The following is a 23066-nucleotide window of genomic DNA, read 5'->3' on the forward strand; positions in this document are numbered from 1 at the left end:
GAAAAAGACCGCTTGAACTTGAACATTCAGGCGGTTTTTTATACGCTTTAGCCCAAATAAATTCACTTGTTTAATTATGACCAATACCATCCTTATTCTCTTTATTTTACTTGGCTTAGTATTCGCCATTTATGACCAAGTTTTTATGCACAAACTCAAAGGCACAACCTTACTGGAAATCCGCTTAAAAAAGCAAAAAACAATTGATACTTGGCTATTGATTGGTTTAATTATATTGTCAATTAGCTATGGCGTACAAAATCAAATCCAGCCCTTTACACTTTATCTACTGGCGACGTGCATTATTCTGTCGGTCTATCTCACCTTTTTCCGCTCCCCTCGCTTGTTATTAAAACAGCACGGTTTTTTCTTTGCGAATGTCTTTTTTAATTACAACAAGATTTATCAAGTCAATATTGCAGAAGGAAAAGCAGATGAAAAAATTTTAGTCATTGATTTACATAGTGGAAGAAGGCTGCTTGCCTATGTTGAAAATGCGGAAGATCTTCAACAGGTAGTGGATTTTTTTGGCGGTTATAAAAAGGAAAGTGAGTAGAAATAGTTTGCAAACAAAACAACAAGCGGTCATTTTTCCCTGAAATTTTGCAAAAAATCGAGGAAATATGACCGCTTGTAAAATCGGTTAGATTAGGCTCTAGCAGTCGCTGCCGCTTTAACGATCACCGCAAAAGCAGGTGCTTTAAGTGAAGCACCACCCACTAATGCACCGTCAATATCCGGTTGGGTAAATAACTCTGCTGCGTTAGCATCGTTTACAGAGCCACCGTATTGAATAATTACTTGATCTGCCACCGCTTGTGATTTAGCCGCAATATGGTCACGAATAAATTTATGCACAGCTTGTGCTTGTGCCGGAGTGGCTGATTTGCCGGTACCGATTGCCCAAATTGGTTCGTAAGCAATAACTGCACCGTTGAACGCTTCCACACCGTGTGCGTTGATGACCGCATCAATTTGTCTTGCACACACTTCTTCGGTTTTACCTGCTTCATTTTCAGCTTCAGATTCACCGATACATAATACAGGCACTAAGCCGGCATCTTTTAATACTTTGAATTTTTGAGCAATAAATTCATCGCTTTCTTTGTGGTAAGTACGGCGTTCTGAATGCCCGATAATAATATATTTCGCCCCAAACTCTTTTAACATTTCAGGTGAAATATCACCGGTGAATGCCCCTTTTACGTTCACATCCACGTTTTGTGAACCAAGTGCGATTAAGCCTTTATCACTGCAACCACAGCCACAACCGGCTAGAGATGCTTCAGCGTGTGCCAAATACATCACCGGTGGTGCGATTGCCACATCACAGCCTTCAACGCCGTGTAATTCTGCTTTTAAATCTGCAATCAGGGTTTTGGTAAAGGCTTTATCACCGTTTAATTTCCAGTTACCCATTACAAGTGGACGACGTGCCATTTTGTTTCTCCTATATGAAGTTGAACTTAAATCTAACATCAAGCACTATACCAAATTTTGTAGCCGTTTTGTGCTTTTTATTTTGCTTTTTATGATCTAGATCGAAAGGTTTAACGTATAATTTCTCAATCTTATGTATATCCTTAATATGAGAACCTGATGAAACTGAATTATTTATACTCTCCTCCTCAAGCCGTTGGGCGTTTAAAAGCTGAATATGCGGATTTTATTGTGCGTGAAGAACTGGGCTACGAACTAGCGGGTGAAGGGGAATTTGTGGCGGTTAAAATCCGCAAAACCAACGCCAACACGCTGTTTGTGGGGGAAAAGTTAGCCAAATTTGTCGGCATTTCCGAGCGTGAAATGAGTTATGCAGGCTTAAAAGACCGCCACGCCGTGACTGAACAATGGTTCTGCTTGCATTTAGCAGGCAAAGAAACGCCCGATTTCTCTACCTTTGAATGCGAAGGTGTGGAAGTGCTAGAAGTTACCCGCCATAACCGCAAAATTCGTGTTGGTTCGCTCGCCGGCAATCATTTTGAATTATTACTGCGTGATGTAGCAGAAAGCGAAGACTTGATTTACCGTTTGCAACAGTTACAAGCAGTCGGATTTCCCAATTATTTTACCGAACAACGTTTCGGGCGAGACGGACATAACCTGACTCAAGCTCTGCGTTGGGCAAATGGGGAAATTAGCGTGAAAGATCGCAAAAAACGCAGTTTCTACCTTTCTGCTGCCCGCTCGGAAGTCTTTAATTTAGTGGTTTCACAGCGGATTAGTGACGGCTTAACCCAAAAAGTATTAAAAAATGATTACGTTCAACTTGCCGGTTCTAACAGCTTTTTCTGCGTGAAATCGGACGAAATTGCCGAAACTCAAGCCCGTTTAGCACAGCAAGATCTACTTCTCACCGCCCCGTTGATAGGCGAAAGATCGCTTGAATTAGAATGCAATCCTGCTGAAAAAACTATCATCGAACAACACGCTCAACTGGTTGCATTAATGCAAAAAGAGCGTATGGCAGCCGCTCGGCGAGCAATGCTTTGTAAGCCACAAAATTTAGAATGGCAATTTGAACAAGAAGGGCTACGGTTAAAATTCTTTTTAGATTCAGGTAGTTATGCCACTGCACTGGTGCGAGAGTTAATTCTACTTGCCGAAGAAAACGAAGCCTAAGCACTCACAAGCGGTAAGATTTAAATGATTTTTTGCAATTTGTAAAACTTTGGTAAAATCTTACCGCTTTTTACACTTTAGACTAAAAAAAGTGTCGAAAAATTGTTAGAATTGCGATCTTTGTATTTAGACTCTATCAAGATGTAAGATCTAAAGGAAATTATGCGAATTTTAATTAGTAATGACGATGGTTTTCACGCTGTTGGCATTCAAACCTTAGCCAAAACCTTGCGTGAGGCCGGACATAGCGTGACCATTATCGCACCGGATCGTAACCGCAGTGCAGCTTCAAGTTGCTTAACCTTAGTCGATCCGCTACGAGTGCATCGTTTTGATGAATATAATTATGCAGTGATCGCCGGCACGCCTGCCGATTGCGTACATTTAGCCTTAAACGGCTTATTTGACGGCAAATTTGCAGAAAAATTTGATTTGGTGGTCTCCGGCATTAATCACGGGGCAAATTTAGGCGATGATGTGGTTTACTCCGGTACGGTAGCGGCAGCATTGGAAGGTCGCCACTTGCCATTACCAAGTATTGCAATATCACTGGTTGGGCGTAAACACTCTTCGTTTTTAGACGGTGAAAATCATTTTGGAACGGCAGCACAGGTAGTGTTAGATTTATTGGAAAAAATGGAAACGCAACGTTTTCCATCAAACCACGTTCTCAATGTTAATGTGCCGAATTTACCTTATGCCGAGCTAAAAGGCACAATGATCACCCGCTTAGGTGAACGTTCACCCGCTGCGGAAATTGTGAAGCAAAAAGATCCTCGTAATGCTGATGTCTATTGGATTGGTGTAACAGGTGAACCACTGGATGAAAGTTTTGGTACTGATTTTTATGCATTAAACCGAGATTGCGTTTCTATCACACCAATTCAAGTGGATATGACAGCTCATAAAACCATTGCAACCCTAAAAGGCATTTTTAATGAAACTGTTTGAAACAATTTATGACAAAACAATGCAGTGGTCTAAGCACCGCTTTGCTGCCTTTTGGTTGAGTTTTGTCAGTTTTATTGAGGCGATCTTTTTCCCGATTCCGCCGGATGTGATGTTGATTCCGATGTCGATGGCAAAACCGCAAAATGCGTTTAAATATGCACTTTACACTACCCTTGCTTCGGTTGCCGGTGGTGTTATCGGTTATTTTATCGGCTTATATGCTACCGATTGGGTGCAAGGTGTCATCGCAAATTGGGGAATGCAAGCAAACTTTGATAAAGCGAAATCATGGTTTGAAACTTGGGGGGTCGCAGTTGTGTTTTTAGCCGGATTTTCACCTATTCCCTATAAGGTATTTACAATTTGTGCCGGTGTAATGCAGATGGCTTTCTTCCCGTTTGTGATTACTGCTGCGATTTCTCGCTTTGCCCGTTTTATTTTGGTAGCAAAACTCTCTGCTTGGGGTGGCAAAAAATATGAAGAAAAAATTCGCCGCTCTATCGAATTAATTGGTTGGGGAACAATCGTTATAGCCGTTGTTGCCTATGTAATTTATACATTAATGAAATAAATTTTAAGGATATAAAAATGAAAAAATCACTTTTTGTTTTATCTCTGATTTCTTTTGCTTTAGTGGGTTGTTCAAGCAATTCGGGGGAATCCACTTCTACGGTAGAAACAACAGAAGCAAATGCAACTTGGCAATCAGCAGATAGCATTCAAACTGCACCAATGCCTGCCTCAATGAATCAACCTATTGCAACTCAGCCAACCTATCAGCAGCCGACTTACTCTGCACCACAACCAATTTCGGCAGCACCAGCACCAATGCCTGTTTCAAGTGGTAGTGATAGCTCTCAAGTTGAAACAGTAGGGAACTGTCAAGTGGTGCGTGATGCAAATAATGCCCCTATCTATTCACAAATTACCAAAGGCTGCTACACAGAAAGTCACTATACGGTAGGTAAAAGTGATACGCTTTATTTAATCGGTTATCTAACCGGCACCAATGCCAATCAAATTGCACAGCTAAATGGTTTAAATACCGGCTCTCCACTGAAAGTCGGGCAAGTCTTACGTGTTCGTTAATAGGCAGAGAAAATGAACAGAACCCTTTTGGCATTTGCAATTTCTTGTGCATTTTTGACCGCTTGTAGCTCGCCTACTCAGCCACAAGTTGAAGATCCAAATATGTTACCTGCAGGCACATTACAACCGATTGAAGGCTCAGGCGCAAGCCAAGACAGTTACAGTTGGCCGTCTGATATTCAATCAACGTCAATGCCTGACAGTATGAAATAATTTTAGGACAATCATTTAATGAAAAAACAATTTATTCTTCTCCCTTTAGTTTCTGCTGTTTTGGCAGCCTGTTCTTCAAACAATCCAGCACCGGTGGTGAATGCTTCCGGTAATAACGAATTAAGCCCGGGCGTGATGCAGCCTGTTGATGTGAGTGCAGGTGCAATTAATTCAAGCGGTGGCTGGCAGTCTGATATTCAATCTGCACCAATGCCAAGCTCGATGAATACCACTCCGGTGCAAACAATGCCCCAGCTGGTTTCAGTGCCACAACCTGTGGCGACTGTACCGCAGCCAATTACCAATCCGGTGATTACCGAGCAACCACCACAGCCGACCACCACGACTAAAATCGTGAAAAAAACGAAAACGGTCGAGAAAAAAGTGGATCAAAATTTTGAGATCCCGCGTGATGCCAACAATGCCCCAATGTACAACCAAATTCAAAAAGGGTTCTACGATGGCTCTACCTATACCGTACGCAAAGGCGACACAATGTTCTTGATTGCCTATATTGTGGGTAAAGATGTAAAAGAAATCGCCGCTCTTAATAATATGAGCGAACCTTACCAATTAAGCGTAGGGCAAAAACTCAAAACCGGCAAATCTGCAACGGAAACTATTACCGTGGAAGAAAAAGTCACCGTACCGGTTGAACCACAAATTACCTACCAACAAGGTGCAAACGGCACAACCTATGCTTCTGACGGTAATATTACTGGGCCGGTAAAAGCAGGCACAGCCAACGCTGATGTCACGCCGGTTAATAACGGTATTAAAGCAACAACTGCAACTGCTCCGGCAGTAACTGCTTCTGTCGGTACAGTAAATGCAACAGAGGACCGTACTGCCTCCACCATTCGTGCTACAGATGGCACAGCAGGTGGTGCCGTACAAAGTAGTAATACTGTTTCTGCACCAGCTTCATCAATTAAATGGCAATGGCCAACCAGCGGGCGTGTAATTTCAGGCTTCTCCTCAGCAGAAGGAGGTAATAAAGGCATTGATATTGCCGGCAATAAAGGACAAGATGTACGTGCTGCCGCCGCAGGTAAAGTGGTATATGCCGGTAATGCCTTGCAGGGTTACGGTAACTTAATCATCATCAAACATACCGATGATTTCTTAAGTGCTTATGCACACAACAATACTATTGAAGTTGATGAGCAAGAAACGGTGAAAGCCGGTCAGAAAATCGCGACTTTAGGTAGTACAGGAACCAATACGAATAAATTACATTTTGAAATTCGTTATAAAGGAAAATCTGTCGATCCGACTCGTTATTTACCAAGAAAATAAGAGTAACTTTTTAGCATAATCCGACCGCTTGTGTACTACAAGCGGTCAATTTTTAGGAAAACTATGCAAATGAAAAAATATATCGCACACATGATAAGTTCGTTACTGCTGATAGCCTGTTCGGACTACCGAGCAACACCAACTAGCCCAAGCGATGCTTACACTTGCTCTCCTTCTTTTCGCTACTCTTTCTTAAAAAAAACGTGCATACCTTTATTCAGTATAGCCGACATTCAATTATTGGATCCAACCGAGCCTTCACATCGTATTTATATTTTGTTATCTGAAGAGCGATTTCAAGCCGAAGTCTTCTCAACGAAGCTCTCTAAATCTTCTATGTTATTGGAGGCTGTTAAAGGAGGTTATATTTCAAAAGATGGAAAAGTTCGTTTACTCAAAAAAGCTGAAGGTTGGAAAATTTACTATGAGTGAGACTAAAATACGTTGTGATTGGTGTAAAAGCAGTGAAATTTATATGAAATATCACGACGAAGAATGGGGAAAACTGGAGTTTGACAGCCTAAAACTGTTTGAGAAAATCTGCCTTGAAGGGCAACAAGCCGGACTTTCTTGGATTACTGTGTTGAAAAAACGGGAAGCCTACCGCCAAGCATTCCATCAGTTTAATCCTGAAAAAATTGCCAAAATGGGTGAAGAAGAAATTGATTTGTTGATGCAAAATGCTGGCTTAATCCGCCACCGAGCAAAGTTAGAAGCCATTATAAAAAATGCGAAAGCTTATATCACAATGCAGCAAAATGGCGAAGACTTCAGTCGGTTTATTTGGTCTTTTGTGAATTATCAGCCGCAAATTAATGATGTACCAACACTTGAAGCCGTTCCTGCTCATACAGAAACCTCAAAAGCAATGTCAAAAGCGTTGAAAAAACATGGGTTTGTTTTTGTAGGCGAGATCACTTGCTACGCTTTTATGCAGTCAATGGGGCTGGTTAACGACCATTTGAATAATTGTTCCTTCAAACATAAATAAAAACAAAAAAATTAGGCGACCATTCGGTCGCCTAACATTAATTCAGATTATTGATTGTTTTGAACGTAATCAATTGCTGATTGAACTGTCGTAATTTTTTCAGCTTCTTCATCTGGAATTTCGATATCGAATTCTTCTTCTAAAGCCATTACTAATTCAACAGTGTCTAAAGAATCTGCACCTAAATCTTCAATGAATGAAGCTTCTGGTTTTACATCTTCTGCTTTCGCGCCAAGTTGATCAACAATGATTTTTTTTACGCGTTCTTCAATGCTCATTTTGTTTTTCCTATAGTGAATATCGCATAAGTGCGAGAGTTAAATAGTGTAATCGAAATAAGTTTAAATACAACCTTTTATAAAAAGGTCAAACCAGACTATTCCTATACACCAGAATATATCTGTTTTTCCATTCTATCATTATGTTTATGTTTAATCTATAGAGATAAATCAAATTTCATTTGATTACCCTACTTTCCGTAATTCATCTCGCATTTGTGCAATCACTGCTTGATAATCTGGCTGGTCAAAAATCGCAGAACCTGCCACAAACATATCTGCTCCTGCGGCTGCAATGTCGGCAATGTTATTTATTTTCACACCACCATCAACCTCTAAGCGAATGTTATAACCGCTCTCATCAATACGACGACGGACTTCTTTCAATTTATCTAAGGTGGACGGAATAAATGATTGTCCGCCAAAGCCCGGATTCACAGACATCAATAAAACCACGTCAACTTTATCCATCACATAATCTAAATAGCTCAATGGCGTTGCCGGGTTAAACACCAAGCCTGATTTACAACCTAAATCACGGATAAGCTGTAAATTTCGATCTATATGTTCCGTTGCTTCAGGGTGGAATGTAATATAATCCGCTCCGGCTTTGGCAAAATCCGGAATCAAACGCTCAACTGGTTTTACCATTAAATGCACATCAATCGGGCATTGAATGCCGTAATCACGTAAGGCTTTGCAGATCGCCGACCCGAAGGTTAGATTCGGCACATAGTGATTATCCATCACATCAAAGTGAATTAAATCTGCACCAGCTTTTAGCACCTCTGCCACATCGTCACCCAAGCGAGCTAAATCGGCAGATAAAATAGAGGGTGCAATTAAATAAGGATTCTGACTCATATTTCCTCACTATCAAAAAATAAACCTACGTTAGATTACCATAATTTTAACAGCGAAAAGAGCCTCTCTTCCTAAAAATCCGTTTTTTTACAAAACACCATAAAAAAGTTATGGAATTGTATTTAAAGTTCGTATATTATGTATCCCATATTTTAATTATGGTTAATGACCTTATCTAAATTCTGGAGTAAATATGAAAAAAGGGATTCATCCTGAAAATTATCGTGAAGTGTTGTTCTATGATGCCTCAGTGCAACAAGGCTGGGTTATCCGTTCTTGTGCGGCAACCAATAAAACAATGGTATGGGAAGATGGCAAAGAATACCCACTTTACACCTTAGATACCTCATCGGCGTCTCACCCTGTTTACACAGGTAAACGCCGTGAAGTGAATACAGAAGGTCGTGCAAGTCAATTTAAAGATAGATTTAAAGGCTTTGCTTCAACGCTTTCAAATCAAAAATAGAGGATAAAATGAAAATCTTAAACTCACTTAAAACCGCAAAATCACGCCACCCGGATTGCCAAATTGTCAGACGCAAAGGCAAACTTTATGTGATTTGCAAAACCAACCCGAGATTTAAAGCTCGTCAGCGTTAAAAACCAGCACCTTAATAAGCTAATTTATTAAGGTGTTTTTTATTTCATCTTCTCAATATTACCTATTTTAACCACATCAACGATTTTATTATTTCTTATTCCATTTAGTTATTTGCAAGCGGTCAATTTTCCCCTTAAATTTGCAAAAAATTTGTTTTACCAATTAAAAGGAAATGATTATGTTGAAAAAATTATCAATTGCTGCATTAGCTCTTACCCTTTCTGTTTCTGCATTTGCTAAAGAGAGCCTACTTGAGCGTATAAACAACAAAGGGGCTATTACTGTGGGTACGGAAGGAACTTATGCCCCTTACACCTATCACGATGCGAGCGGTAAATTAACCGGTTACGATGTAGAAGTAACCCGTGCAGTGGCTGAAAAATTAGGCGTAAAAGTGGAATTTAAAGAGACACAATGGGACGCTATGTTAGCCGGTTTAAAAGGTGAGCGTTTTGACTTAGTGGCAAACCAAGTGGCTTTAACCAGCCCGGAACGTCGAGCGACATTTGATAAATCCGAATCTTACAGCTGGGACGGTGCCGCCTTATTAGTGCGTGAAGATGAAGCAAAAATCAAAACGCCTACCGATATTAAAGGCGTGAAAACTGCCCAAACTCTCAGCTCAAACTATGGTGAGATTGCCCGTGAAAACGGTGCAGACATCGTGCCGATTGACGGTATGGCTCAAGGCTTACTGTTAATTCAACAAAAACGTGCTGATGCGACCTTTAACAGCCACTTATCGCTATTAGATTACTTGAAAAAGAACCCGAATTCCGGCTTAAAAATTGTGTGGGAAAAAGAAGAAAAAGTGGGTGCAGGCTTAATTGCGAACAAAGGCAATGATGAAGCATTAGCCAAAATTAGCAAAGCAATCGTAGAATTACGTGAAGACGGTACGCTAAAAAAATTAGGCGAGCAGTTCTTCGGTAAAGATATTAGTGTACAATAATCCACATTGGATTAGGCTTGGGGGCGAATTCGCCCCTTTTATTTTTAAATCTCCCTCAAAACGGGAGATTTTAGGTTTTTCAGATGTTAAACGATCTACTACTCTCAATCCCCTTTATGACCCAAGCTCGGGTCGATTTAGTGCTAAGCGGTTTTTGGCCGATGGTACAAGCGGCATTTTTAGTCTCTATTCCGCTGGCAATCGCCTCATTTATTATCGGTATGTTAATTGCCGTTGCGGTTGCATTAGTGCGAATTAGCCCCACAACAGGCATTTTTCATCGCCTGCTACTTTGGCTGGTAAAAGGTTATATCTCGATTATTCGCGGCACGCCGATGTTGGTTCAGATCTGTATTGTGTTTTATGGTTTGCCTGCAATCGGCATTTTTATCGATCCAATTCCGGCGGCAATTATCGGGTTTTCACTCAATATCGGGGCTTATGGCTCGGAAACGATCCGAGCTGCGATCTCCTCTGTGCCAAAAGGACAATGGGAAGCCGGTTATACTATCGGTATGACCTATATGCAAACTTTTCGCCGTATCATTGCCCCGCAAGCGTTTCGAGTTGCTGTTCCGCCACTTAGCAACACTTTTATCGGTCTGTTTAAAGATACCTCTCTTGCCTCCGTTGTTACCGTAACCGAAATGTTCCGAGTTGCTCAACAGGTAGCAAATATGTCTTATGACTTCCTACCTGTTTATATTGAAGCCGGTTTGATTTATTGGTGCTTCTGCTGGGTGCTATTTTTAATTCAGGCGAGATTGGAAGTCCGCTTTAACCGATTTGTGGCGAAATAAGGAGGAATTGTGCTTAAAATTCGCAATATTCATAAAACCTTTGGCAACAACACCATTTTACGCGGCATTGATTTAGATATTCAAAAAGGGCAAGTGGTGGTAATTTTAGGCCCTTCCGGTTCAGGCAAAACCACCTTTCTTCGTTGCTTAAATGCACTAGAAATGCCCGAGCAAGGCACATTAGAATTTAGTGGTAATGCTCCGCTGAAAATTGATTTTGCCGTAAAACAGAGCAAAAAAGAGATTTTAGCGCTACGCCGCAAATCCGGTATGGTGTTCCAAAACTACAACCTTTTTCCGCATAAAACCGCATTGGAAAATGTGATGGAAGGGCCGGTATTTGTGCAACAACAAGCGGTCGAAATTGCACAAAAAAATGCAAAAGCGTTGTTAGAAAAGGTCGGACTGGCAGATAAAGCAGAACTCTACCCGTTTCAGCTGTCAGGCGGGCAACAACAACGAGTAGGTATTGCACGAGCATTAGCAATTCAGCCGGAGCTGATGCTATTTGATGAACCGACTTCGGCACTTGATCCTGAGTTAGTGCAAGACGTGCTAAATACGATGAAAGAACTGGCAAATGAAGGATGGACAATGGTCGTGGTTACTCACGAAATCAAATTTGCCCTTGATGTTGCCGATGTAGTCGTGGTAATGGACGGCGGTGAAATCGTTGAACAAGGCTCGCCACAGCAACTGTTTAACCACCCACAACACGAACGAACCAAACGCTTTTTAAATCAAATCAGAGCGGATAAATAAGAAACGATAGCGCTAGCGTCCACGCTAGTGCTATCTAATAAATGGTACAAGCGGTTAATTATGTGTAAATTGTTATAACTGTTTTGGCACGAGCCTGGACGCTCGCGCCATCGTACAGTAAAATCAGCTGACAAGGTTTCCCCATAAAGGATAACAAGACAAGGCTCCTTAATCTTTTAGATTAAGGAGCCTCATTTTTAGATTTTAGAAATCCGATTTAAGCAGCCGCCCATAGTCCACCGAAAATTTGGTAGAACAAGCTGTTTAACAGCAATAAGCCGAAACCTAGCACCATTACCGAGAAATCTAACATTCCCGTTCTTGGCAGGAGTTTGCGGATAAAGCCTAACACCGGTTCGGTAATTTGTGCTACCGTGTAGTCTAACGGGTGGTTGCCTTGTGTGACCCAGCTCATTAATGCACGAATCAAGGTGGTGAAAAATAGAATTTGCCCGAAAGTTTTGACCACACTTAATAAGCCGATTAATACTGCTCTGGGTAAATCTACACCAAACAGAATAAACTGCAAGGTTACTAAAGCGGCGGCAATTAGCAGTGCCGGAAAGCAAATATTTTTAACGGTCGGAATCAGTTTCCCAACCGGTGAAACCATCGGCTCGGTAATTTTAAGTAAGGTTTGTGAAATCGGTAAGCGAGGATCAACCCGACAAAATTGCAGCCAAGTTCTTAATACCAGCACAAAACTTAAAAAGCCAACAATGAGCGAAATAACAGGAGCTAAAAATTCCATCTCTTTTTCTCTTTCTATACAAAACAAGCGGTCGTTTTTAAGAAAAAATTTGCAAATTTTCAGTAAAATCTAACCGCTTGTATTGAGTCAAATTAGTCTAGGTAAATTAAGCTTGTGCCGGGTAATCCCACCAGATATCAAATAATTCGCTGACTTGAACCTCTTTTAAGCCGTTAGTTTCTAACCAAGTTTTCACTAATTGGCGGTGAGATTCGTCACATTTGCCTAATTTTTCTAAGCAAACTAAACCTTCCCAGTTTAGGTAGCCGTTCGCTTCAAGGGCTAAACCGTTTGGTCGAATCACTTCATCGATAAAACGATCTACGGTTTCATCAATTTGGTCAATGCCTGTGCCTTCAGCAAAGGTAAATTTAATTAAGAAACCTAATTCTTGGTATTCGCCTAAGTGCATTTTTTTACGTTGGCGTGCGTTACGTTGAATAGCCATTTTTTCTCTCCTCTATGAATAAATCATTTCTTTGTAAAATATAAATCCCACACTCCGTGTCCTAAACGATGCCCTCGCTCTTCAAATTTGGTTAGCGGGCGGAAATCCGGACGTGGAATAAAATCATTGGTTGCTGACGTATTTTGCAACTCGCTTTCAAATTGGCGTAATACTTCAAGCATATGTTCTGCGTAATTTTCCCAGTCGGTAGCAAAATGAATAAAGCCATTAGGGCTTAATTTGCTGATCACACGGCTGATAAATTCAGGCTGCACAATACGGCGTTTATGGTGTTTTGCTTTTTGCCAAGGGTCTGGGAAGTAGAGCTGTAAGCCACCTAATGTACCATCAGCAATGCTGTCTCGCAAAATTTCAGTGGCATCGTGGCAAATCACTCTTAAATTCTTCACGCCTTTTTCTAACGCATAAGCGATACAAGCTCCCACCCCCGGTGTGTGCACCTCAATGCCGATATAGTTGCGATTCGGGTTTTGTTCCGCCATTTCCACCAGCGATTTTCCCATTCCGAAGCCGATTTCTAATACCACAGGGTTGTTGTTGCCGAAAATCTGCTCAAAATTAAACGGGGTTGGCTGGTAGTCTAAGCCTAAATTTGCCCAGTTGTTATTCATCATATCACGTTGATAATCGCTCAAACGACCGGTACGTAATACAAAACTCCGCACTTTTCGTAAATAACGTCCATCTTCGGTAAATTCGGCTTGCTCAACGGTTTTACGTTTTTTATCTGCAAAAGTCTGTTTTTCTGACATTTTCTTGCCTTAAAACTTCACTAATACCGAACCCCAAGTCCAGCCACCGCCAAATGCCTCAAGGAGCAATAATTGACCACGTTGAATACGCCCGTCACGCACGGCTTCATCAAGTGCCACCGGCACTGTTGCCGCACTGGTATTGGCATATTTATCAAGCGTAACCACCACTTGATCCATTTCCATCTCTAATTTTTTTGCCGTTGCGGTAATAATGCGTAAATTCGCTTGGTGCGGAATCAGCCAATCTAAATCGGATTTTTGTAGATTATTCGCTTCTAAAGTTTCTTCTACCACGCTTGAAAGCTGGTTGACCGCAATTTTGAAGGTCGCATTGCCTTGCATTTCAATAAAGCCGGAACGCTCTTCGCCACGCTTTTGGCTTCTTAAGGTTAAGTTATTTTCTAAATCCGGCGAAGCGTGTAAATGGGTCGAAATAATCCCCGGCTCTTCACTCGCCTCTAAAATCACAGCCCCCGCACCGTCACCAAATAACACGACTGTGCTGCGGTCGGTTTCGTCTAACATTCTGGAATTGATGTCTGAACCAATAACCAATGCCTTTTTCACTTGCCCGTTACGCACGAATTGATCGGCGACAGTTAAGGCATACACAAAGCCGGTGCAAGCCGCTGCCACGTCAAAAGCAATCGCATCTTCAATCTGAAGTAAGCCCTGAATTTGGCAAGCTGCACTTGGGTAAGCATGGGAATTGGTGGTTGTTCCTACCACAATTAAATCAATGTCATTTGCTGCAATCCCTGCCATTTCCAGTGCTTTTTGAGCGGCTTTTGCCCCCATAGTTGCCACTGTTTCATCAGCCTCGGCAATACGGCGTTCACGAATGCCGGAACGGGTTACGATCCATTCATCAGAGGTATCGACCATTTTTTCTAAATCAGCATTGGTACGCACCTTTGTTGGCAAATAGCTTCCCGTTGCTAAAATTCTACTGTTCATATTTTTATTTTTCTCAATCAATTAAATGATAATCCGTTATTATAGCTTGAAAACCAACAAATATATAGGCTTTACAAGCGGTCATTTTTAGCAAAAAAGTTGCATTCACGAACGATTTTGCACTAGAACCACCGCTTGCTAGTATTTATTTCGCTTGAGCCTCTTCGTATAGCCACTTCGCTACTCGCTTGGCGAAATAGGTTAGAATACCGTCTGCTCCTGCCCGTTTAAAGCAGAGTAATCCCTCCATAATGCACTCACGCTCTTTCAGCCAGCCGTTTTGGATTGCCGCCATATGCATCGCGTATTCGCCCGAAACTTGGTAGGCGAAGGTTGGCACGCCAAAATTCTCTTTCACACGCCACACCATATCCAAATAAGGCATACCCGGTTTCACCATCACCATATCTGCCCCTTCTTGAATATCCATCGCCACTTCGTGCAAGCCTTCGTTGCCGTTAGCCGGATCGACTTGGTAAGTATATTTATTGCCACCTTTTAAATTACCGGCAGAGCCGACCGCATCACGGAACGGTCCGTAATAATTAGACGCATATTTAGCCGAATACGCCATAATTTGCGTGTTGATAAAGCCATTTTGCTCCAGAGATTCACGAATTTTACCGATTCGACCGTCCATCATATCGCTCGGTGCAACAATATCCGCCCCCGCTTCTGCGTGGGATAATGCCTGTTTTACCAACACCTCGGTAGTCACATCATTCAGTACATAGCCGGTTTCATCAATAATGCCGTCTTGCCCGTGCGTGGTAAACGGATCTAACGCCACATCGGTAATCACACCTAATTCGGGAAATTGAGCTTTTAAGGCTCGCACTGCACGCTGTGCCAATCCTTGCGGATTATAAGCCTCTTCCGCCATTAATGATTTTTTCGCATCGCCGACTACAGGAAAAAGTGCCACTGCCGGCACACCATATTTAACCAGTTCTGCGGCTTCAATTAAAAGCTGATCGATAGTTAAACGCTCTACACCCGGCATAGAAGGCACTTGTACTCGCTGATTTTCACCCTCGATGACAAAAACAGGGTAAATCAAATCATTGGCGGTAAGTTGGTTTTCTGCCACTAAGCGACGGCTGAAATCGTGCTTGCGTAAACGACGCATACGGCGTAAAGGATATTGGGATTGAATTACTTGCATTTTTAATTTCCTAATTCTTAAAATACCTATTCTTGAAATAAGAAAGGCATAGCAAACAGGTGCTATGCCTTTTCAAAATATTACTGTGCAACCTGCTCTGATGGCTCATCATCATCTTTGGGGCGATAAAACCGAGCAAATAGCACACCAACTTCAAACAATAAACACATTGGAATTGCCAATAATGTTTGCGAGAAAATATCTGGTGGAGTGAGCAACATACCAATTACAAATGCTGCCACAATAATATAAGGGCGTTTTGCCTTTAAATCTTCAGGTGTGGTTACGCCTGCCCAACATAACAAGATAATCGCAACCGGCACTTCAAAGCAGATCCCAAATGCCATAAAAATGGTTAAGACGAAATCAAGGTAACTGCTAATATCCGTTGCCATTGTAACGCCTTCCGGTGCGGTTGAAGTTAAAAAGCCAAATACCAAGGGGAACACAACGTAATAGGCAAACGCCACGCCACAATAAAACAGCAATGTGCTAGACACCAGTAACGGATAAACTAAGCGTTTTTCCTGTTTATATAACGCAGGAGCTACAAACGCCCAGATTTGGTACAAAATAAAGGGAACCGATAAAAATACCGACACCACAATAGTTAATTTAATTGGCGTAAAAAACGGAGTGGCTACATTGGTTGCAATCATTGTTGCACCGTCTGGTAAATTGTCCGTTAAAGGTGTTGCCAATAAGGTGTAAATATCATTGGCCCAGTAAACCAATCCGCAAAACACCAAGAGCACACAGATAAAACTACGCAGTAATCGGTTTCTCAGCTCAATTAAATGTGTAATCAGAGGTTGAGACTCATCAACTTGCGACATTATTTGCCTCCGATTTCTGCGCTGATTCTGATGATTGAGGCGTAGCTAAATCATCATCTGGCGGATAGTAAGATTCCAACGTTAAAAGCGATTCGTCCATTTCTGCTTGTTCAGCCAGCTCATCAGCCGAAAGTGGCTTTTCTGTCCGCGTAACATTAAGTTGCTCAGATAAACTATCCACTTCAAGCGGTTTATTTTGCGCATTTTTTTGCAATTCTTGCGCCTCTAGCACCTGGCTTTCTTGCTCGATTTTTTGCTGAATTTCTGCGACTTGCTCATCGGTTAATTTAGGAATTGTGCTACTTTCCGCAGCCGTTTTTTCCAACTCATTTTTTGCAGAATTAAGCGAATCTTGCAACTGGGTGGCTGACATTTTCAGATCTTCCACCGTTTTATTTAATTCTGGCGAAAGGGAGCTTAAATTTAGCTCTTCCGCCTTTTTAATGCTCTCTTTTAACTCTTGCAGTTTCAGCTCTTGAGCCAGTTCATTTTGTACGTTTGCGGCTAAACCTCGAATAGTACTGACCCAGCCCATTACGGTACGAATCGCAATCGGCATACGTTTAGGGCCTAGCACTACCAAGCCCACAATCATAATCAGTACTAATTCAGAAAAACCTATATCAAACACGGGTTAAACCTGCTCTTTATCTTTTACTACTGTGGTTTGTTGCTCGGTTGTAACACGCTCTTTTACTTCAACCACGTCCACTTTTTCTGCATTGGCAAATCCAGCGTCTTTTTTCTCATCTGCCATTGCTTTTTTGAAGCCTTTTACCGACTCACCTAAATCTGAGCCTAAAGTGCGTAATTTTTTCGTGCCGAAAAGTAATACAATAATTGCAACCACAATCAGAAGTTGCCAGATACTAATACCACCCATAAAAACTCCTTTCATTTAATAGGGAATAGATAACGTAAAACGTTGGTTATTATATGTTACTTTGACATATAAAAAAGCGATTTTGCAAAAAATTTATTAAAAACGACCGCTTATTTGCGTTGGCTCAAAATCAAAATGAGCGGAAACACGGTTAATAATGGCACACTTAGCCATATCGGCAAAGATTCAAATTTCCAAAATGTGCCACAGATCACAACCGCCGAAATTGACAGCATAAGAAAACGGCTATTTGCGTTTGAATTCTGTGCTTTTAAACTTTCGTTAATTTCCGCTAAACGGAAATTAATTTGCTTTTGCTCTTGTAAGGCTTTAAACAATGCCTCCGGAAACTCCGCAAAATGCTCCCGATATTGCGGTAAACGTTGCTTAATGTCTCGAACCATCGCTTTCACACCTACCTGCTCATTCAGCCAGTTTTGTAAAAACGGTTTTGCGGTTTGCCATAAATCCAACTGTGGATAAACCTGCCTGCCCAAACCTTCAATATAAAGAAGTGTTTTTTGCAACAACACCAACTGCGGCTGCACTTCCATATTAAATTCTCTTGCCACATTAAACAGGTTGAGCAAAACGTGTCCGAATGAAATTTCCGATAACGGCTTAGCAAAAATCGGCTCACATACCTCACGAAAGGCTTGCTCAAATTTATCAATATCGGTATCCGGCGGCGTCCAGCCCGATTCCACGTGCATTAAGGCAACACGGCGGTAATCTCGGTTGAAAAATGCGACAAAACTTTCGGCTAAATAGCGTTTATCATTGTGGTTCAGTGTGCCGACAATCCCGCAATCAATGCCGATATATTGCGGATTTTCCGGGTGTTCTCTGTTTACAAAAATATTACCGGCGTGCATATCGGCGTGGAAAAAGCTGTCACGGAATACTTGGGTAAAAAACACCTGCACACCTCGCTCTGCCAGCAATTTCATATCAGTACCGTTCGCTTCCAACTCTGCAATGTTAGACACCGGAATGCCGTAAATCCGCTCCATCACAATCAAATTTTTATGGCAAAAATCTTGATACATTTCAGGCACATACAGCATTTCACTGTTTTCAAAATTCGCCCGAAGCCGAATGGCATTGTGCATTTCTTTGCGTAAATCCAGCTCATCTAAAATGGTTTTTTCATACTCTCGCACCACTTCAACCGCCCGTAGCCGTTTGCCGTCATTCGATAATTTAGGGATAAAGTGAGCAATTTCATACATCAATTCTAAATCCGCCTTAATCACCGACTCAATGCCCGGGCGAATCACTTTTAAAACCACATCTTTGCCTGCAAGCGGTTGATTTTGGTTAAATTTTGCCGTGTGAACCTGAGCAATCGAGGCAGAAGCTAGAGCCGTTTCATCAAAGTTTTCAAACCAAGTTTCAAGCTTGCCGCCCAAAGCCTGCTCGATAATTTGACGAGCAATTTTGCCGTCAAACGGTTCAACATTATCTTGTAATAATGCTAGTTGGTCGGCAAGCTCGGGGGCAAACAGATCGCGTCTGGTGGCTAACATTTGCCCGAGCTTGATCCAAACCGGCCCTAACTCTTGCAACGCCAAACGCAAACGCACGCCATAGGGTTTATCTGAATGTTGATTCTTCACCCAAAACAGAGCCTTACGCCCTAATTTTATTTTGCGGGTAATCGGCAGATTCGGAACGGCTTCATCAATGCCATAGCGAAGAAAAGTGCGGATAATATGGTAAAAGCGGTTAAGATTTTTGATGTTCATTGAAATATAGATTTAAGAGTAATTAGGAGGATTTTAGCAAAATTCTGTAAAAATTTAACCGCTTGTTAGGCTACTGTGGGTATTTCTGCTCAAAATTCTCAATTTCTTTCTGCACTTCCGCAATCAGCGTTTGTTCAGAGGGGAGGTAAAGTTGGTATTGGCTGGCAAAAATTTTATTCTGATTTTCAGGTAGCGAAAATTTTACCACCGCATCATTTTTATCGGCACAAAGCAAAACACCAATAGTGGCATTTTCGTGCCGCAGTTTTTCAACTCGGTCAAAATAATTGACGTACATTTGTAGTTGCCCCAAATCTTGATGGGTGAGCTTGTGAGTTTTGATTTCAAAAATCACAAAACATTGAAGTAAACGGTTGTAACAAATCAAATCGACAAAAAAATCATCACCGTCCAGGTGCAAACGCTTTTGGCGTGCAACAAACGAGAAACCGTTACCCAGCTCTAATAAAAAGTCTTGCAAATGGGTAATAATGGCTTGCTCTAAATCCTTTTCGTAATAGGCACTTTCCCGTTTTAGTCCGAGAAATTCCAACACCATCGGGTCTTTAATGATCTGTTTCGGATCAATCGGCTGCAGCTCATTTCTGGCAACAGCAAGCACACTTTCCTTATCATTACTGAGCAATAATCGCTCGTATAGACTGCTATTAATTTGCCGTTCCAGCTGGCGTGAACTCCAATTATTCTTACAACTTTCAGCCAAATAAAATTCCCGTTTGTCAGAATCGGAGATTTGAATAAGCTGACGATATTGTGTCCAATTTAATTGCGATCGCAGTGCGTTCGCAATTGGAAATGCACGATAAAATTGGCGAAATAGCTCTAATTGCCGCCTTCCAAACCCACTTCCAAATTCAGGTTCTAACTCTTTGGCAAGGGTTTTAATCAGATACGCACCATAATCAGCACGCTCTTGCCCTTGTTGCTCCTGCTCAAAAATCCGTTTTCCGATGTGCCAATACATCAGCACACGTTGGAAATCTACTGCCCGAACAGCGTTTTCACGGGCTTGAGCAATAATTTGCTTAATATCTTGGATCATTGTTGTTTCTATTAACATAAAAGCCTCCGTTTTGGATTAAGTTTATGCTTAATCTATCCGGAGGCAATTTCTTTCACTCAACTTTTCGAGCCATATCACAATTTTATTTTGTTAAATTTAATTTTGCACAAACGCTTGCGTTTGAACATCAGCTTTGCTGATGGCTCGAAGATCGAACGTAGTGAGTAAATTTTTGCTCTAATTTAACCGCTTGTTGGGCTAACTCTTCAACTTGGTCGTAGAAATTCACTGCTTGCAGGCGATGCACCAACACCGGTCTTTCTTGGATTAAATTCTCAACCAAATGTTGATTATTTTGCTCAAATTGGGCTTTTATTTTGCCTAGCACTTTTTTGGCGAGATCGGTGCTAGTTTGAGCCACCACATCACCGACAAAAGGTGAGAGCAGCTCGGCAGGGTCTTTTTCGAGCTGTTCAAGTAATGCGGTGAAATGTTGCAACACTTGAATATCGCCCGTTAACACCAATGATTTATCATTAATCAGCTCAGTTAATTTCTGTTTATCCGCCAGTTTCGGCAAAATTTCAAATGCTAGTTGCACCGCACAATCTGCCTCCCCTTCGTAATTGCTAAGCCAATCGGTTCGGTTTTCGCGAAACAACACAAAAAAGTCGATTTTAGGCGAAGTTAGGGCAATTTTTAGTACCTTTCCGGACAATTTCTTCAAATTCGGCTCAATATGAGGCGAACGTTTGAGTAACGCATTAAAAGCGGTTTCAATCAACCCAAAGGTAAATTGTGGCAGCATTAATTGTTGTTTTAAATTATTTAACATTAGTACCTACTTACCCTCTCCCTTTGTGGGAGAGATGAATATTTGCAAAATATTGAATAAATATGACCGCTTGCCCCTCTCTCTGCTTATTTCGCTAAACGCTCATAAGCTGTCTCTCTCCCACGAGGGGAGAGAGTCATTTAAGAGAAAACTAAAATTTATAACCTCGATGTAGTGCCACAATACCGGCACTTAAGTTGTAGTAGTTCACGCTTTCAAAACCGGCTTGCTCCATCATTGCTTTTAGCTCGTCTTGTTTCGGGTGCATTCGGATAGATTCAGCTAAATAGCGGTAACTTTCGGCATCATTCACTACCACTTCGCCCACTTTCGGCAAAATGTTAAAGGAGTAGAAATTATAAAGCTGGCTGATTGGGTCGATAATCGGTTTTGAGAACTCTAACACAAGTAAGCGACCGCCCGGTTTTAACACACGGAACATTGAACGCAACGCTTTGTCTTTATCGGTGACATTGCGTAAGCCAAAACTAATCACAATGCAATCAAAAGTGTTATCGGCAAAAGGCAAGCATTCGGCATTCGCTTGAACGTAGCTCACATTACCGACCACGCCTAAATTGCGTAATTTTTCCCGCCCGACTTCCAACATTGAGCTGTTAATATCAGCTAAAATCACCTCACCACTTTCACCAACAATGCGAGAGAATTTTGCGGTAAAATCCCCCGTGCCGCCGGCAAGATCCAACACTTTTTGCCCTTTACGCACACCACTGCAATCAATAGTAAAGCGTTTCCACACTCGATGAATGCCGAAAGAAAGCAAATCGTTCATTAGGTCATATTTGCCTGCCACCGAGTGAAACACATTTGCCACCAGTTGTTGTTTTTCTTCTTTCGCTACGGTTTTAAACCCGAAATGGGTGGTTTCTGCCTGTGGGTTGAGGTTCTCTGTCGGTTCTAATGGTTGAGGGTTAGTCATAGTCAATTTCTCTTTCTCAAAATTTAGGTGTAACCATAGCAAAAAAGCGGTCGTTTTTCTTTAATTTTTTGCAAATTTTCTTAAGTAAATAACCGCTTTCTTGACTAGAAAAGCCAAATTCTGTAACATTCGCACACTATTTTTTCTTGAGGATTACACATTTTGGACAGTCATAGTCGATACTTACCCGTTTAACCTATCTTGTCTAACCTCAATGTTACCGACAAGGTCGGTAATGCTCGCCTAGTATCTTTGTTCCTTTTTGTTCCAAGCCTCCTAACTATTTGGAGCTAAAAATGATCCGTGCTTTTGGACTAGATAACGCACGTTTAATCAGCGTTGATGAAACCAACCCAACTTTACTCAATGATGCGATTTGGATTGACCTAATCGACCCGTCAGAAGCTGAACGAACCGTATTAGAAAACCGCTTAGACCAAACGCTCGCTGAAGAACGTGAATTGGAAGACATTGAGGCATCTGCCCGTTTTTTTGAAGATGAAGACGGTTTGCACCTGCATTCTTTCTTTTACTGTTTAGATGATGACGATTATGCCGATATCGCTACCGTTGCCTTCACTATCCGTGACGGGCGTTTGTTTACCTTGCGTGATCGGGATTTGCCCGCATTTCGCTTATATCGAATGCGTTCCCGCCGTGAGAAACTGATTGACAGTAATGCGTATGAGTTGTTGCTCGACTTATTTGAAACCAAGATCGAGCAGCTCGCAGACGTAATCGAAGAAGTTTATGCCGACTTAGAAAAATTAAGTCGGGTTATTCTCAACGGCCAGCAAGAAAATGAGAATTTCAACGATGCCCTTTCTCGCTTAACCGAATTTGAAGATGCAAGTTCAAAAGTGCGTTTATGTTTGATGGACACGCAACGGGCGTTAAGTTTCTTACTGCGTAAAACCCGTTTGCCGAATAATCAGCTAGAGCAAGCCCGTGACATTATGCGAGATATTGAATCTCTGCAACCCCACAATGAATCCTTGTTCCAAAAAGTGAATTTCTTAATGCAAGCGGCAATGGGTTATATCAATATTGAGCAGAACCGCATTATGAAATTCTTCTCGGTAGTGTCGGTGATGTTCCTACCGGCAACCTTAGTTGCCTCTACTTACGGAATGAACTTTGAATTTATGCCGGAACTCCATTTTCAATATGGCTACCCAATGGCGATTGGTTTAATGATTGTTGCCGCCTCCGCTCCTTATCTTTATTTTAAACGTAAAGGTTGGTTATAATTTATTTTTAAAGCCTATAGTTGAATAACTTAGG

30 protein-coding genes are annotated in these 23066 nt (G+C 41.6%); 15 read left to right on the top strand and 15 right to left on the bottom strand.

Annotated features, from left to right (window positions below):
* Nucleotides 1-76: 76 nt before the first annotated feature.
* Nucleotides 77-556 carry a DUF986 family protein gene (locus EL242_RS00800; RefSeq protein WP_126301137.1) on the top strand — a complete coding sequence of 160 codons (480 nt, stop codon included), beginning with the start codon at nucleotides 77-79 and terminating at the stop codon, nucleotides 554-556.
* A 92-nt stretch (nucleotides 557-648) separates the two neighbouring features.
* Here EL242_RS00800 and tpiA read toward each other — a convergent pair whose 3' ends face one another.
* Nucleotides 649-1440: a triose-phosphate isomerase gene (tpiA, locus tag EL242_RS00805; RefSeq protein WP_126301138.1), complete on the bottom strand. Its 792-nt coding sequence runs from the start codon at nucleotides 1438-1440 to the stop codon at nucleotides 649-651.
* 159 nt (nucleotides 1441-1599) lie between these two features.
* Between tpiA and truD the strand changes: the two genes are divergently transcribed.
* From truD to EL242_RS00845, 8 genes are all read left to right on the top strand, one after another.
* On the top strand, nucleotides 1600-2619 hold the full coding sequence (truD, locus tag EL242_RS00810; RefSeq protein ID WP_126301139.1) for a tRNA pseudouridine(13) synthase TruD: 1020 nt from the start codon (nucleotides 1600-1602) through the stop codon (nucleotides 2617-2619).
* Between the two features lie 162 nt (nucleotides 2620-2781).
* Nucleotides 2782-3570 (top strand): 5'/3'-nucleotidase SurE, encoded by a 789-nt coding sequence (surE, locus tag EL242_RS00815; protein ID WP_126301140.1) that lies wholly within the window; start codon nucleotides 2782-2784, stop codon nucleotides 3568-3570.
* On the top strand, nucleotides 3557-4141 hold the full coding sequence (locus tag EL242_RS00820; protein ID WP_126301141.1) for a YqaA family protein: 585 nt from the start codon (nucleotides 3557-3559) through the stop codon (nucleotides 4139-4141). Before surE ends, EL242_RS00820 begins: the two co-directional genes overlap by 14 nt.
* Nucleotides 4142-4158: 17 nt before the next feature.
* Nucleotides 4159-4659: a LysM peptidoglycan-binding domain-containing protein gene (locus EL242_RS00825; RefSeq protein WP_126301142.1), complete on the top strand. Its 501-nt coding sequence runs from the start codon at nucleotides 4159-4161 to the stop codon at nucleotides 4657-4659.
* Between the two features lie 12 nt (nucleotides 4660-4671).
* Nucleotides 4672-4872: a hypothetical protein gene (locus EL242_RS00830; RefSeq protein ID WP_006249474.1), complete on the top strand. Its 201-nt coding sequence runs from the start codon at nucleotides 4672-4674 to the stop codon at nucleotides 4870-4872.
* An 18-nt stretch (nucleotides 4873-4890) separates the two neighbouring features.
* A complete protein-coding gene (locus EL242_RS00835; protein WP_126301143.1) occupies nucleotides 4891-6171 on the top strand; it encodes a peptidoglycan DD-metalloendopeptidase family protein in 1281 nt (426 codons plus the stop codon).
* Between the two features lie 69 nt (nucleotides 6172-6240).
* Nucleotides 6241-6603: a hypothetical protein gene (locus EL242_RS11515; protein ID WP_230311382.1), complete on the top strand. Its 363-nt coding sequence runs from the start codon at nucleotides 6241-6243 to the stop codon at nucleotides 6601-6603.
* Nucleotides 6596-7162 (top strand): DNA-3-methyladenine glycosylase I, encoded by a 567-nt coding sequence (locus EL242_RS00845; protein WP_126301144.1) that lies wholly within the window; start codon nucleotides 6596-6598, stop codon nucleotides 7160-7162. The genes EL242_RS11515 and EL242_RS00845 overlap by 8 nt, the downstream gene beginning before the upstream one ends.
* A 47-nt stretch (nucleotides 7163-7209) precedes the next feature.
* Here EL242_RS00845 and acpP read toward each other — a convergent pair whose 3' ends face one another.
* Both acpP and rpe read right to left on the bottom strand, forming a co-directional pair.
* Nucleotides 7210-7440: an acyl carrier protein gene (acpP, locus tag EL242_RS00850; RefSeq protein WP_006249478.1), complete on the bottom strand. Its 231-nt coding sequence runs from the start codon at nucleotides 7438-7440 to the stop codon at nucleotides 7210-7212.
* A gap of 186 nt (nucleotides 7441-7626) precedes the next feature.
* Nucleotides 7627-8304: a ribulose-phosphate 3-epimerase gene (gene rpe / locus EL242_RS00855; RefSeq protein ID WP_126301145.1), complete on the bottom strand. Its 678-nt coding sequence runs from the start codon at nucleotides 8302-8304 to the stop codon at nucleotides 7627-7629.
* 193 nt (nucleotides 8305-8497) lie between these two features.
* Between rpe and EL242_RS00860 the strand changes: the two genes are divergently transcribed.
* The 5 genes from EL242_RS00860 (at nucleotide 8498) to EL242_RS00880 (ending at nucleotide 11419) form a co-directional block, all read left to right on the top strand.
* The gene (locus EL242_RS00860) at nucleotides 8498-8770 is read left to right on the top strand and encodes a type B 50S ribosomal protein L31 (protein WP_006249480.1); all 273 of its coding nucleotides are present in this window, start codon (nucleotides 8498-8500) and stop codon (nucleotides 8768-8770) included.
* An 8-nt stretch (nucleotides 8771-8778) separates the two neighbouring features.
* The gene (gene ykgO, locus EL242_RS00865) at nucleotides 8779-8904 is read left to right on the top strand and encodes a type B 50S ribosomal protein L36 (RefSeq protein ID WP_006249481.1); all 126 of its coding nucleotides are present in this window, start codon (nucleotides 8779-8781) and stop codon (nucleotides 8902-8904) included.
* A 179-nt stretch (nucleotides 8905-9083) separates the two neighbouring features.
* Nucleotides 9084-9857 (top strand): amino acid ABC transporter substrate-binding protein, encoded by a 774-nt coding sequence (locus EL242_RS00870; RefSeq protein ID WP_126301146.1) that lies wholly within the window; start codon nucleotides 9084-9086, stop codon nucleotides 9855-9857.
* Between the two features lie 83 nt (nucleotides 9858-9940).
* Nucleotides 9941-10657: an amino acid ABC transporter permease gene (locus tag EL242_RS00875; protein ID WP_126301147.1), complete on the top strand. Its 717-nt coding sequence runs from the start codon at nucleotides 9941-9943 to the stop codon at nucleotides 10655-10657.
* Between the two features lie 9 nt (nucleotides 10658-10666).
* Nucleotides 10667-11419 carry an amino acid ABC transporter ATP-binding protein gene (locus EL242_RS00880; RefSeq protein WP_126301148.1) on the top strand — a complete coding sequence of 251 codons (753 nt, stop codon included), beginning with the start codon at nucleotides 10667-10669 and terminating at the stop codon, nucleotides 11417-11419.
* Nucleotides 11420-11636: 217 nt separating this feature from the next.
* Here the strand turns inward: EL242_RS00880 and EL242_RS00885 are convergent, their stop codons facing one another.
* The 12 genes from EL242_RS00885 to ubiE all read right to left on the bottom strand — a co-directional run bounded on the left by EL242_RS00885 (nucleotide 11637) and on the right by ubiE (nucleotide 21782).
* Nucleotides 11637-12170: a YggT family protein gene (locus tag EL242_RS00885; RefSeq protein WP_006249485.1), complete on the bottom strand. Its 534-nt coding sequence runs from the start codon at nucleotides 12168-12170 to the stop codon at nucleotides 11637-11639.
* Nucleotides 12171-12276: 106 nt separating this feature from the next.
* Nucleotides 12277-12618, bottom strand: coding sequence for a YggL family protein (locus EL242_RS00890; RefSeq protein ID WP_006249486.1), 342 nt, complete (start codon nucleotides 12616-12618; stop codon nucleotides 12277-12279).
* A gap of 23 nt (nucleotides 12619-12641) precedes the next feature.
* Entirely contained in the window at nucleotides 12642-13391 is a 750-nt protein-coding gene (gene trmB, locus EL242_RS00895; RefSeq protein ID WP_126301149.1) for a tRNA (guanosine(46)-N7)-methyltransferase TrmB, read from the bottom strand.
* A 9-nt stretch (nucleotides 13392-13400) separates the two neighbouring features.
* Nucleotides 13401-14351 (bottom strand): beta-ketoacyl-ACP synthase III, encoded by a 951-nt coding sequence (locus EL242_RS00900; RefSeq protein ID WP_126301150.1) that lies wholly within the window; start codon nucleotides 14349-14351, stop codon nucleotides 13401-13403.
* A gap of 145 nt (nucleotides 14352-14496) precedes the next feature.
* Entirely contained in the window at nucleotides 14497-15516 is a 1020-nt protein-coding gene (hemB, locus tag EL242_RS00905; protein WP_126301151.1) for a porphobilinogen synthase, read from the bottom strand.
* Nucleotides 15517-15596: 80 nt separating this feature from the next.
* Nucleotides 15597-16352, bottom strand: a complete 756-nt coding sequence (gene tatC, locus EL242_RS00910; protein WP_006249491.1) for a twin-arginine translocase subunit TatC — start codon at nucleotides 16350-16352, stop codon at nucleotides 15597-15599.
* Nucleotides 16339-16983, bottom strand: a complete 645-nt coding sequence (gene tatB, locus EL242_RS00915) for a Sec-independent protein translocase protein TatB (RefSeq protein ID WP_006249492.1) — start codon at nucleotides 16981-16983, stop codon at nucleotides 16339-16341. Before tatB ends, tatC begins: the two co-directional genes overlap by 14 nt.
* 3 nt (nucleotides 16984-16986) lie before the next feature.
* A complete protein-coding gene (gene tatA, locus EL242_RS00920) occupies nucleotides 16987-17235 on the bottom strand; it encodes a Sec-independent protein translocase subunit TatA (protein ID WP_126301152.1) in 249 nt (82 codons plus the stop codon).
* A 110-nt stretch (nucleotides 17236-17345) separates the two neighbouring features.
* Nucleotides 17346-18983 (bottom strand): ubiquinone biosynthesis regulatory protein kinase UbiB, encoded by a 1638-nt coding sequence (gene ubiB / locus EL242_RS00925; RefSeq protein ID WP_126301153.1) that lies wholly within the window; start codon nucleotides 18981-18983, stop codon nucleotides 17346-17348.
* A 70-nt stretch (nucleotides 18984-19053) separates the two neighbouring features.
* Entirely contained in the window at nucleotides 19054-20064 is a 1011-nt protein-coding gene (locus tag EL242_RS00930) for a PDDEXK nuclease domain-containing protein (protein WP_126301154.1), read from the bottom strand.
* A gap of 130 nt (nucleotides 20065-20194) precedes the next feature.
* The gene (locus EL242_RS00935; RefSeq protein WP_126301155.1) at nucleotides 20195-20842 is read right to left on the bottom strand and encodes an SCP2 domain-containing protein; all 648 of its coding nucleotides are present in this window, start codon (nucleotides 20840-20842) and stop codon (nucleotides 20195-20197) included.
* A gap of 151 nt (nucleotides 20843-20993) precedes the next feature.
* The gene (gene ubiE, locus EL242_RS00940; RefSeq protein WP_126301156.1) at nucleotides 20994-21782 is read right to left on the bottom strand and encodes a bifunctional demethylmenaquinone methyltransferase/2-methoxy-6-polyprenyl-1,4-benzoquinol methylase UbiE; all 789 of its coding nucleotides are present in this window, start codon (nucleotides 21780-21782) and stop codon (nucleotides 20994-20996) included.
* 296 nt (nucleotides 21783-22078) lie between these two features.
* Here ubiE and corA point away from each other — a divergent pair, with 296 nt between their 5' ends.
* A complete protein-coding gene (corA, locus tag EL242_RS00945) occupies nucleotides 22079-23032 on the top strand; it encodes a magnesium/cobalt transporter CorA (RefSeq protein WP_126301157.1) in 954 nt (317 codons plus the stop codon).
* Nucleotides 23033-23066: the final 34 nt, after the last annotated feature.

The organism is Mannheimia haemolytica (assembly GCA_900638155.1).
GTDB classification, from domain to species: Bacteria; Pseudomonadota; Gammaproteobacteria; order Enterobacterales; family Pasteurellaceae; genus Mannheimia; species Mannheimia glucosida.

Excerpts from the sequence above, each read along its gene's own strand:
- EL242_RS00800 (WP_126301137.1), top strand. The coding sequence starts at position 77 with ATGACCAATACCATCCTTATTCTCTTTATTTTACTTGGCTTAGTATTC.
- tpiA (WP_126301138.1), bottom strand. The coding sequence starts at position 1,440 with ATGGCACGTCGTCCACTTGTAATGGGTAACTGGAAATTAAACGGTGAT.
- truD (WP_126301139.1), top strand. The coding sequence starts at position 1,600 with ATGAAACTGAATTATTTATACTCTCCTCCTCAAGCCGTTGGGCGTTTA.
- surE (WP_126301140.1), top strand. The coding sequence starts at position 2,782 with ATGCGAATTTTAATTAGTAATGACGATGGTTTTCACGCTGTTGGCATT.
- EL242_RS00820 (WP_126301141.1), top strand. The coding sequence starts at position 3,557 with ATGAAACTGTTTGAAACAATTTATGACAAAACAATGCAGTGGTCTAAG.
- EL242_RS00825 (WP_126301142.1), top strand. The coding sequence starts at position 4,159 with ATGAAAAAATCACTTTTTGTTTTATCTCTGATTTCTTTTGCTTTAGTG.
- EL242_RS00830 (WP_006249474.1), top strand. The coding sequence starts at position 4,672 with ATGAACAGAACCCTTTTGGCATTTGCAATTTCTTGTGCATTTTTGACC.
- EL242_RS00835 (WP_126301143.1), top strand. The coding sequence starts at position 4,891 with ATGAAAAAACAATTTATTCTTCTCCCTTTAGTTTCTGCTGTTTTGGCA.
- EL242_RS11515 (WP_230311382.1), top strand. The coding sequence starts at position 6,241 with ATGAAAAAATATATCGCACACATGATAAGTTCGTTACTGCTGATAGCC.
- EL242_RS00845 (WP_126301144.1), top strand. The coding sequence starts at position 6,596 with ATGAGTGAGACTAAAATACGTTGTGATTGGTGTAAAAGCAGTGAAATT.
- acpP (WP_006249478.1), bottom strand. The coding sequence starts at position 7,440 with ATGAGCATTGAAGAACGCGTAAAAAAAATCATTGTTGATCAACTTGGC.
- rpe (WP_126301145.1), bottom strand. The coding sequence starts at position 8,304 with ATGAGTCAGAATCCTTATTTAATTGCACCCTCTATTTTATCTGCCGAT.
- EL242_RS00860 (WP_006249480.1), top strand. The coding sequence starts at position 8,498 with ATGAAAAAAGGGATTCATCCTGAAAATTATCGTGAAGTGTTGTTCTAT.
- ykgO (WP_006249481.1), top strand. The coding sequence starts at position 8,779 with ATGAAAATCTTAAACTCACTTAAAACCGCAAAATCACGCCACCCGGAT.
- EL242_RS00870 (WP_126301146.1), top strand. The coding sequence starts at position 9,084 with ATGTTGAAAAAATTATCAATTGCTGCATTAGCTCTTACCCTTTCTGTT.
- EL242_RS00875 (WP_126301147.1), top strand. The coding sequence starts at position 9,941 with ATGTTAAACGATCTACTACTCTCAATCCCCTTTATGACCCAAGCTCGG.
- EL242_RS00885 (WP_006249485.1), bottom strand. The coding sequence starts at position 12,170 with ATGGAATTTTTAGCTCCTGTTATTTCGCTCATTGTTGGCTTTTTAAGT.
- EL242_RS00890 (WP_006249486.1), bottom strand. The coding sequence starts at position 12,618 with ATGGCTATTCAACGTAACGCACGCCAACGTAAAAAAATGCACTTAGGC.
- trmB (WP_126301149.1), bottom strand. The coding sequence starts at position 13,391 with ATGTCAGAAAAACAGACTTTTGCAGATAAAAAACGTAAAACCGTTGAG.
- EL242_RS00900 (WP_126301150.1), bottom strand. The coding sequence starts at position 14,351 with ATGAACAGTAGAATTTTAGCAACGGGAAGCTATTTGCCAACAAAGGTG.
- hemB (WP_126301151.1), bottom strand. The coding sequence starts at position 15,516 with ATGCAAGTAATTCAATCCCAATATCCTTTACGCCGTATGCGTCGTTTA.
- tatC (WP_006249491.1), bottom strand. The coding sequence starts at position 16,352 with ATGTCGCAAGTTGATGAGTCTCAACCTCTGATTACACATTTAATTGAG.
- tatA (WP_126301152.1), bottom strand. The coding sequence starts at position 17,235 with ATGGGTGGTATTAGTATCTGGCAACTTCTGATTGTGGTTGCAATTATT.
- ubiB (WP_126301153.1), bottom strand. The coding sequence starts at position 18,983 with ATGAACATCAAAAATCTTAACCGCTTTTACCATATTATCCGCACTTTT.
- EL242_RS00930 (WP_126301154.1), bottom strand. The coding sequence starts at position 20,064 with ATGTTAATAGAAACAACAATGATCCAAGATATTAAGCAAATTATTGCT.
- EL242_RS00935 (WP_126301155.1), bottom strand. The coding sequence starts at position 20,842 with ATGTTAAATAATTTAAAACAACAATTAATGCTGCCACAATTTACCTTT.
- ubiE (WP_126301156.1), bottom strand. The coding sequence starts at position 21,782 with ATGACTAACCCTCAACCATTAGAACCGACAGAGAACCTCAACCCACAG.
- corA (WP_126301157.1), top strand. The coding sequence starts at position 22,079 with ATGATCCGTGCTTTTGGACTAGATAACGCACGTTTAATCAGCGTTGAT.